Annotated in this window: 6 protein-coding genes; all 6 read left to right on the top strand. The window is 62.3% G+C overall.

What is annotated here, in order from left to right; all coding sequences use genetic code 11:
- Positions 1-577 precede the first annotated feature (577 nt).
- A complete protein-coding gene (locus BZL41_RS19870; protein WP_095600896.1) occupies positions 578-1,888 on the top strand; it encodes a nucleotide sugar dehydrogenase in 1,311 nt (436 codons plus the stop codon).
- Positions 1,889-1,999: 111 nt separating this feature from the next.
- Positions 2,000-3,481, top strand: a complete 1,482-nt coding sequence (gene alg8, locus BZL41_RS19865) for a mannuronan synthase (RefSeq protein ID WP_095600895.1) — start codon at positions 2,000-2,002, stop codon at positions 3,479-3,481.
- Positions 3,482-3,541: 60 nt separating this feature from the next.
- Positions 3,542-4,711 carry an alginate biosynthesis protein Alg44 gene (locus BZL41_RS19860; RefSeq protein WP_095600894.1) on the top strand — a complete coding sequence of 390 codons (1,170 nt, stop codon included), beginning with the start codon at positions 3,542-3,544 and terminating at the stop codon, positions 4,709-4,711.
- 13 nt (positions 4,712-4,724) lie between these two features.
- Positions 4,725-6,092, top strand: coding sequence for an alginate biosynthesis TPR repeat lipoprotein AlgK (gene algK / locus BZL41_RS19855; RefSeq protein WP_305884112.1), 1,368 nt, complete (start codon positions 4,725-4,727; stop codon positions 6,090-6,092).
- 10 nt (positions 6,093-6,102) lie between these two features.
- Positions 6,103-7,563, top strand: a complete 1,461-nt coding sequence (locus tag BZL41_RS19850; protein WP_095600892.1) for an alginate export family protein — start codon at positions 6,103-6,105, stop codon at positions 7,561-7,563.
- A 29-nt stretch (positions 7,564-7,592) separates the two neighbouring features.
- The gene (algG, locus tag BZL41_RS19845; protein WP_095600891.1) at positions 7,593-9,203 is read left to right on the top strand and encodes a mannuronan 5-epimerase AlgG; all 1,611 of its coding nucleotides are present in this window, start codon (positions 7,593-7,595) and stop codon (positions 9,201-9,203) included.
- Positions 9,204-9,217 lie beyond the last annotated feature (14 nt).

Genomic DNA, 9,217 nt, shown 5'->3' with positions numbered 1-9,217 from the left:
GAATGGTGGCGCGCTCTTCGACGCTGAGTTCGGAATAAGACATAGGGGCAGCACCGTACCGGAAAGGTCAGGTGTTGCACTCAGTTTTTGCGGCCGCCGGCTTTCACACGAGTTGCCATCAATATGCAATTACGTAACTTTCCAAACATATTTCAATCCGTGTCACAAACTGGACGAATGGTGGGAACTTAGAGGTAGGGAAATGATCATAACCGCGTGACGACATTTCCCTACAACCGAGCGAGGGAAATCCCGTCTCTTATATAAGGCCCATCGGCGGTACCCGAGGCGCCCTTTAAATCAACTGCAATAAAAACGCTGTAAGGAAAAGGGGGATACAACCACAGAGTAGCCCAAAATAGAGCCTTCGCAAGGCTGAACGCCCCTTTAAGGAGCGTCCTCTTAAAAATAAGGGCAACGTTTTTAAAACATGCCCAGTTTGAGTGCCAATTTCCCCGGCGCTCCGGACTTATTATGCCTGCGTTCGGCCAAATGAAATATTGAACCGAGCGCCCAAACGACGGCGATCAAAAAATCGCCATATGTAACGGCGTGATAAAAGAATGAGGTGAATGCGATGCGCATCAGCATCTTTGGTTTGGGCTACGTCGGTGCAGTATGCGCCGGTTGCCTGTCGGCTCGCGGCCATGAAGTTGTTGGCGTGGATATCTCCACCCACAAGATCGACCTGATCAACAACGGTAAATCCCCCATCGTCGAGCCCGGTCTCGAAGAGCTTCTCAGCAAAGGCATCAAGGCCGGCAACCTGCGCGGCACCACCGATGTCGCCGACGCGATTCGCAACACCGACCTGTCCATGCTCTGCGTCGGTACGCCCAGCAAGAAGAACGGCGACCTCGAGCTGAACTACATGGAGTCGGTCTGCCGCGAAATCGGCATGGCCCTGCGTGACAAGAGCCAGCGCCACACTGTCGTGGTCCGCAGCACCGTGCTGCCGGGCACCGTCAAGAACGTCGTCATCCCGATTCTCGAAGACTGCTCCGGCAAGAAGGCCGGCGTCGACTTCGGCGTGGCGGTCAACCCGGAGTTCCTCCGCGAAAGCACCGCGATCAAGGACTACAACTTCCCGCCGATGACCGTCATCGGTCAACTGGACGACGCATCCGGCGACATGCTGCAGGAAATCTATCAGGAACTCGACGCGCCGATCATCCGCAAGGACATCGAAGTCGCCGAGATGATCAAGTACACCTGCAACGTCTGGCACGCCACCAAGGTCACCTTCGCCAACGAGATCGGCAACATCGCCAAGGCGGTGGGCGTCGATGGCCGTGAGGTGATGGATGTGGTCTGCCAGGACAACAAGCTGAACCTGTCCAAGTACTACATGCGTCCGGGCTTCGCCTTCGGCGGCTCCTGCCTGCCGAAAGACGTGCGCGCCCTCTCCTATCGCGCCAACTCGCTGGACGTGGAAGCGCCGCTGATCGGCTCGCTGATGCGCAGCAACTCGGCTCAGGTCCAGAAAGCCTTCGACATCATCTCCAGCTACGACAAGCGCAAAGTCGCTCTGCTCGGCCTGAGCTTCAAGGCCGGCACCGACGATCTGCGCGAGAGCCCGCTGGTGGAACTGGCGGAAATGTTGATCGGCAAGGGTTTCGACCTGCGCATCTACGACCGCAACGTGGAATACGCCCGCGTCCATGGCGCCAACAAGGACTACATCGAGTCGAAGATTCCGCACGTTTCCTCGCTGCTGCACTCCGACTTCGATGAAGTGGTGAAGAACGCCGATGTCATCGTCCTGGGTAACGGTGACGAGCAATTCGCCTCCCTGGCGCAGCAGGTACCCGAGGGCAAGCAGGTCGTCGACCTGATCGGCTTCATGCCGCACGCGACCCGCGGTGCGACTGAAGGCATCTGCTGGTAACTCCAAGCCTGCCTTAACCCAACCGGGCTGACTCAGAAGGGCGAGCGCAAAACAACAACAAAGCGCCGCCCATATCTGTGCTCCCCCGTGAAAAGAACAACGGACGCAGATATGGACAGGCTAAAGCAAGGTCTTACCGAGGCCACCGGCTGGCTTCTTTACGTCAGTTTATTGATGCTGCTCGCCTTGGCGTTGCCCAGGGATGTCTTCGATCCCGATTCGAAGCACTTCCTGTTCATCATCGGCGCAGTCGGCATCTGGCGCTATTCCATGGGCGCCATGCACTACATCCGCGGGCTGATCTTCCTCTATCTGGTGTACCCCTACTACCGCCGCCAGGTACGCAAGCTGGGCAGCGCCGCCGATCCGTCGCACGTGTTCCTGATGGTCACCAGCTTCCGCATCGAGGCCCTGACCACCGCCCAGGTCTATGGCTCGGTGATTCAGGAAGCCATCGACTGTGGCTACCCGACCACCGTGGTCTGTTCCATCGTGGAGATGTCCGACGAACTCCTGATCAAGAGCCTGTGGGCCAAGCTGAACCCACCGGAGCGGGTCAAGCTGGATTTCGTGCGGATTCCCGGCACCGGCAAGCGCGACGGGCTGGCCTACGGCTTCCGCGCCATTTCCCGGCACCTGCCGGACGAGCACGCCGTGGTGGCGGTGATCGATGGCGATACCGTCCTGACTCCCGGCGTGGTACGCAAGACCGTGCCCTGGTTCAAGCTGTTCCCGAACGTCGGTGGCCTGACTACCAACGAATTCTGCGAAGTGCGCGGCGGCTACATCATGAGCGAGTGGCACAAGCTGCGTTTCGCCCAGCGGCACATCAACATGTGTTCGATGGCCCTGTCCAAACGCGTGTTGACCATGACCGGCCGGATGTCGGTTTTCCGCGCGCAGGTGGTCACCGAGCCGGAGTTCATCGCCGACGTGGAATCCGACCATCTGGAGCACTGGCGCCTGGGCCGCTTCCGCTTCCTCACCGGTGACGACAAATCCAGTTGGTACAGCCTGATGCGCCTCGGCTACGACACCTTCTACGTGCCGGACGCCGCCATCAATACCGTGGAGCACCCGCCGGAGAAGAGCTTCATCAAGGCCAGCCGCAAGCTGATGTTCCGCTGGTACGGCAACAACCTTCGTCAGAATTCGCGCGCTCTGCGCCTGGGGCCGCGACGTCTGGGCTGGTTCACCAGCCTGGTGCTGTTCGACCAGCGCATCTCGATGTGGACGTGCCTTCTGGGCCTGGCGGTAGCGATCATCGCCAGCCTCAAGTACAGCATCGGTTTCCTGCTGGTCTATCTGCTGTGGATCGGTCTGACCCGCCTGATCTTGAGCATCCTGCTCATTGCATCCGGGCACCACATCGGTCCGGCCTACCCCACGATCCTTTATTACAACCAGATCGTTGGCGCCCTGGTGAAGGTCTACGTGTTCTTCCGCCTGGATCAGCAGTCGTGGACCCGCCAGGACACCAAGCTCACGCGTGATCTCGCCAGCTTCCAGCGCTGGTTCAACAGTTGGTCGTCACGGGCCATGACCTTCTCGGCCGCCAGCGTGTTCATCGCTGTGCTGCTGACGGTGGTGTGACCGGGCATAACGGATTGCTGCCCTCTCAGGGCACCTTGAACAACGAGTAGGTATGAAGCCATGAATACAGCCGTCAACGTGAACGTAGTACATGAATCCGAAGCCCAGCGACAGCATGCGCGCGTCAAGCTGCCCGCCAAGATCCGCTATGCCAGCGGCAACCGCGAAGTGGTCGAGCAGCGCCTGATCGACCTGTCGGCCGGGGGCTTCAGCTTCATCGCCGGCAATGGCCAGGCGGCCCGCAGCGGCGACTATCACAAGGGCAAGCTGCTGTTCCAGATCGACAACCTGGGCCTGGCCATCGACGTCGAGTTCCAGGTCCGCTCGGTGGACTTCGACAGCGGCCGCATCGGTTGCCAGTTCCAGAACCTCAAACCGCGCGAGATCGCCACGCTGCGCCACCTGATCACCGCCCACCTGTCCGGTGAGCTGGTCAACCTGGGCGACCTGCTCAGCACCTTGCAGCGCGATAACTTCACCAAGGCCCGCAAGAACAAGGACGGCGGCTCCGGCATGGGCGTCATCGCCCGCCTGCGCGCGGTCACCTTCAGCCTGGGCATCTTCATCGTCGGCCTCGGTGCCTTCGCCCTGATCCTCAAGCAGCTGTATGGCCTGTACTTCGTCACCCATGCCGAATCCGGCCAGGTCAGCGTGCCCAGCATGCAAGTGACCATGCCGCGCGAAGGCACGGTGCAGAGCCTCGTGGGCCCGGACGGCATCGTCAAGAACGGCGCGCCGATCGCCTCCTTCTCCGCCACCATGCTGGAAATGCTCAAGGGTCACCTGAACGAAGAGCAGCTCAATCCGAAGAACGTCGAGCAACTGTTCAGCCAGCAGATGAAAGGCACCCTGACCAGCCCGTGCGACTGCAAGGTCGCCCAGCAACTGGTCGCCGATGGCCAGTACGCCAGCAAGGGCCAGGTGATCTTCGAACTGGTGCCGCGCGACAGCAACGCCACCGTCGAGGCGCGCTTCCCCTATCGCAACTTTGCCCAGGCCAAGCCGGGTGCCCGCGTCAGCTTCATGGTCGCCGGAGAAGACGAGCCGCGTCATGGCCAGATCGTCAGCAGCACCCTGCTCGAAGGGGGCCTGTCCTCCGATATCCGCGTGACCATCCAGCCCGACCAGCCGCTGGACAGCGCCCTGGCTGGCCAGCCGGTGGAAGTGACCATCGACCGCGGCCCCTCCTTCGACTGGCTGATCGACAAGGCACTGGCGGCTGGTTTCTAAGAGGTATACGCAGGTGAACAGCACAACAAAAATCCTGCTTCTTTCAGCGCTCGGTCTGGCCGGCTGTACCAGCCTGCCGGACCAGCAGCTGGCTAATGAAGCCCTCAAGCGCGGGGATACCGCCACTGCCGAACGGCATTACCGCCAGCTCGCCGAGCTGGGTTATGCCGATGCTGCGGTCGGTCTCGCCGACCTGCAGGTGGCGAGCCGCGATCCGGAGCAACTGCGCAAGGCCGAGCAGACCTACCGCAGCGCCCTGGACAGCTCGCCGCGTGCCAAGGCGCGCCTGGGCAAACTCCTGGCGGCCAAGGTGGACGCCAGCGACGCCGAACGCCGGGAAGCGGAAAAACTGTTGAGCGAATCGTTCGAGGCCGGCGAACAAAGCGCCCTGCTGCCGCTGACGATGTTGTACCTGCAGTACCCGCAGCTCTTCCCCGGAGTCAACCTGCAGCAACGCATCGCCCAGTGGCGAGCCGAAGGCTACCCGCAGGCGGAAATGGCCCAGGTCATCTACTACCGCAGCCAGGGCACCTACGACCAGCACCTCGGCGAGATCGAGCAGATTTGCCAGCGCATGCTGAACCAGATGGACGTCTGCTACGTCGAGCTGGCGACCGTCTACCAGAAGCGCGAGCAGGCCGACCAGCAGAAGGCCCTGATCGAGCGCCTGATGTCCGGTTACCGCGCCGGTACGGTATCGGCCAACCGCGTCGATGGCGTCGCCGGTGTGCTGGCCAACTCCGAGCTGGGCAAGACCGACGAGAAGACTGCCCAGGAGCTGCTCGAGGAAATCGCCCCGAAGTACCCCGCCGCCTGGGTCAGCTTGGCCCGGCTGCTCTACGAGTACCCCGAACTGGGCGATGCCGACAAGATGATGGAGTACCTCGATCAGGGTCGCGCCGCAGCCCAGCCGCGCGCCGAACTGCTGCTCGGCAAGCTCTATTACGAAGGCAAGCTGGTCCCCATGGACCCGTTCAAGGCCGAAGAGCACCTGACCAAGGCCGCCGAAACCGAACTCAGCGCCCACTACTACCTGGGCCAGCTCTACCGCCGGGGCTTCCTCGGCAAGGTCTACCCGCAGAAAGCGCTGGACCACCTGCTGTATGCCGCGCGGGGTGGGCAGAACAGCGCCGATTTCGCCCTGGCGCAGATGTTCTCCCAAGGCCGCGGCATCAAGATCGACCGCGTGAACGCTTACGTTTTTGGGCAATTGGCCATACTCAGGGGCGCACCTCAGGCCGAGGTGCTGATGCAGGAACTCGAACCCCAGTTGCTCCCTGCCGAGAGAGCCCGAGGCGACGAACTGCTGCGCCAGGAAAAGCAGCTTCGTGGAACCGCCTGGCTCGAATCCGTGCAGATGCAAGCCATGCAATCCCAATAAGGAACACGCGATGAAGAAGAATCAGAAGAAGAACCCGTGGATCGGTGCTGGATTGGGCCTGAGCGTCACCCTGATTTCCAGCGCCCCCGCCTGGGCGGCAACCTACGACGCCGAAAAGAACTTCGGCCTGGACGTGAAGGTTACCGGCCAATCCGAAGACGACCGTGACCTCGGCACCCGCGACGGTGGCGACGTGAACGGCTTCGCCCTCGACCTGCGCCCCTGGCTGTATGGCCAGAGCGGCAACTGGAGCGCCTACGTGATGGCCCAGGCCGTGGCCTCCACCGATATCGTCGAAACCGACCCGATCTCCGAGAACACCGAGGAAGACACCACCAGCACCTCCAACCGCCGCGAGCCGGACAAGAACTACCTGGCCCTGCGCGAGTTCTGGGTCGACTACGCCGGCCTCACCGCCTACCCCGGCGAACACCTGCGCTTCGGCCGCCAGCGCGTGCGCAGCGACGAAGGCACCTGGTGGGACACCAACATCGAAGCCCTCAACTGGACCTTCGACACCACCCTGCTGCGCGCCAACCTGGGCGTGGCCGAGCGCTTCTCCGACTACCGCACCGATCTCGACGACCTGGCGCCGGAAGATGAAGACCGCCAGCACCTGTTCGGCAGCATCTCCACCCAGCTCGCGCCCGGCCACTGGGTTGGCCTCAAGGCCCACCACAGCCGCGATGACGGCGACCTGCCGAACGTCGGCGAGGAAGTCGACGAGCTGACCAAGACCTACAAGGGCGACCTCACCTGGCTCGGCATCAATGCCGACGGCGAGTTCTTCAACCCGCGCTCCACCATGCCGCTCAACTATTGGGCGCAACTGACCTGGCTCACCGGCCAGCGCGATTCCATCACCGAAGGTGCGGTGAACGGCCAGCGCGTGGTCACCGGCGAGCAGGACGCCGACGTCAGCGCCTGGGCCATCGACCTCGGCCTGCGCTGGACCATCGACCAGAACTGGAAGATCGGCGGCGCCTATGCCCGCGGCAGCGGTGGCGGCGATGACGGCTCCGACCAGTTCGTGCAAACCGGCATGGAGAGCAACCGCTCCAACTTCACCGGCACCCAGTCGCGCCTGCACCGCTTCGGCGAGGCCTTCCGCGGCGAGCTGAGCAACCTGCAATCGGTCACCGCCTTCACCTCCTGGACGTTGCGCGAAGACTACGACGCCAGCCTGGTCTACCACCGCTTCTGGCGCGTCGACTCGGACCAGTCGATCGGCCAGGCCGGCGTCAACGCCGCGCTGGTGGAAGACGACAAGGACATCGGCCAGGAAGTCGACCTGGTGGTGACCCGCTACTTCAAACAAGGCCTGCTGCCGGCGTCGATGAGTCAGAGCATCGACGAGCGTTCCGCGCTGGTCCGCTTCCGCGGCGGCCTGTTCTTCCCCGGCGATGCGTATGGCAGCCAGGCCGATTCGGTCATGCACCGCGCCTTCGTCGATTTCATCTGGCGTTTCTGATGCGACCGGCGCGTGAAGAGGAAATGACGATGAACAGCCCACGATTCCCACTGCAACCCCTGGCCAGGCACCTGCTCACCGGTGCCTTGCTGCTCGGCGGCGCCTGGGCGCAGGCCAACGAGGCCGCGGCTCCCCAGGCGCAGGCCCAAGCCCAGGCCGAAGAGACCGACAAGACCAAGGAGTTGCAGCAGGCGAAGACGTACACCGTCACCACCGCGCCGGTCGAACAGCTGCACCTCGATCCGCCGAAGCTCCCCGACCTCAGCGGTTACACCGCCGAGGCGGTCAACGCCAAGATCGACCGGAGCAAGGCGGGCCAGGTGGTGGTACGCCGGATGTTGCAACAGGACACCCTGAAGGACTTCACCGGCGGTAGCGGGCGTCTGCGCGAGTGGATCACCCGCCAGCGCGGTATGCCGCATGCCATTTTCATCGAAGGTGGCTACGTCAAGCTGAGCCAATTGGCCGAAAAGTTGCCGAAGAACCAGTTCGAGGAGGTCGAGCCAGGTGTCTACCTGGCCCGCTTGCCGATCGTCGTGGCGCAGGGTGCGACCCTGCACATCGACAAGGACACCAAGGAACTGCGCCTCTCCGAAGAGCGCGGCTCGTTCCTGGTCAACGACGGCATGATGTTCATCACCGACACCAAGGTGACCGCCTGGCGCGAGGCGGCCAATGGCCCGGCCACATTCCGCAAGCCCGACGACTTCCGCCCGTTCCTGGTGTCCTGGGGCGGCAGCGAGCTGTACATCGTCGGCAGCACCATCACCAGCCTTGGTTACAACAAGAGTAAGTCCTACGGCGTCTCCATCACCCAGTACACGCCCGGCACCCAGGCACGCCTGAAGCGCCCGCACCCCACCGGCTGGCTGATCGACTCGGAGTTCGTCGACCACTGGTACGGCTTCTATTGCTACGAAGCGGAAGACGTGGTGGTCAAAGGCAACACCTACCGCGACAACATCGTCTACGGCATCGACCCGCACGACCGTTCGGAGCGGTTGATCATCGCCGAAAACACGGTGTTCGGGACCAAGAAGAAACACGGAATCATCATCTCCCGTGAGGTGAACAACAGCTGGCTGATCAACAACAAGTCGTATGACAACAAGCTCTCCGGCCTCGTCCTCGACCGTAACAGCGTGAACAACCTGGTGGCCTACAACGAGATCTACCAGAACCATTCCGATGGCATCACGGTGTATGAAAGCTCGGACAACCTCATCTGGGGCAACAAGGTCCTGGCCAACCAGCGCCACGGCATCCGCCTGCGCAACAGTACCAACATCCGCCTGTACGAGAACCTCTCGGCCGGCAACAAGCTGTCCGGCGTGTACGGCCACATCAAGGACTTGTCCAACACCGACCGCAACATCGAACTCGACCCCTTCGACACCCAGGTCTCGATGATCGTGGTCGGCGGCAAGCTCGCCGGCAACGGTTCCGCCCCGCTGTCCATCGACTCGCCGTTGAGCGTGGAACTCTACCGGGTGGAACTGCTGGCCCCGTCCAAGTCTTCCGGCATCAGCTTCGCCGGCATCCTGGGCGAAAAGCAGGAAGAAATCCTCGACTTGATGGTCCGTCGCGGCAAGGCCGTGCTCATCGACCCGGTCGAGACGCAGGCCGACCTGCACGATTAACGAGGTTGTTACCC

This window comes from Pseudomonas sp. PIC25, assembly GCF_002286785.1.
In the GTDB taxonomy this organism is placed as follows: Bacteria; Pseudomonadota; Gammaproteobacteria; order Pseudomonadales; family Pseudomonadaceae; genus Pseudomonas_M.
This window is presented reverse-complemented; position numbering and strand designations above follow the sequence as displayed.

Coding starts and splice junctions, on each gene's coding strand:
- BZL41_RS19870 (WP_095600896.1), top strand. CDS start 578: ATGCGCATCAGCATCTTTGGTTTGGGCTACGTCGGTGCAGTATGCGCC.
- alg8 (WP_095600895.1), top strand. CDS start 2,000: ATGGACAGGCTAAAGCAAGGTCTTACCGAGGCCACCGGCTGGCTTCTT.
- BZL41_RS19860 (WP_095600894.1), top strand. CDS start 3,542: ATGAATACAGCCGTCAACGTGAACGTAGTACATGAATCCGAAGCCCAG.
- BZL41_RS19850 (WP_095600892.1), top strand. CDS start 6,103: ATGAAGAAGAATCAGAAGAAGAACCCGTGGATCGGTGCTGGATTGGGC.
- algG (WP_095600891.1), top strand. CDS start 7,593: ATGAACAGCCCACGATTCCCACTGCAACCCCTGGCCAGGCACCTGCTC.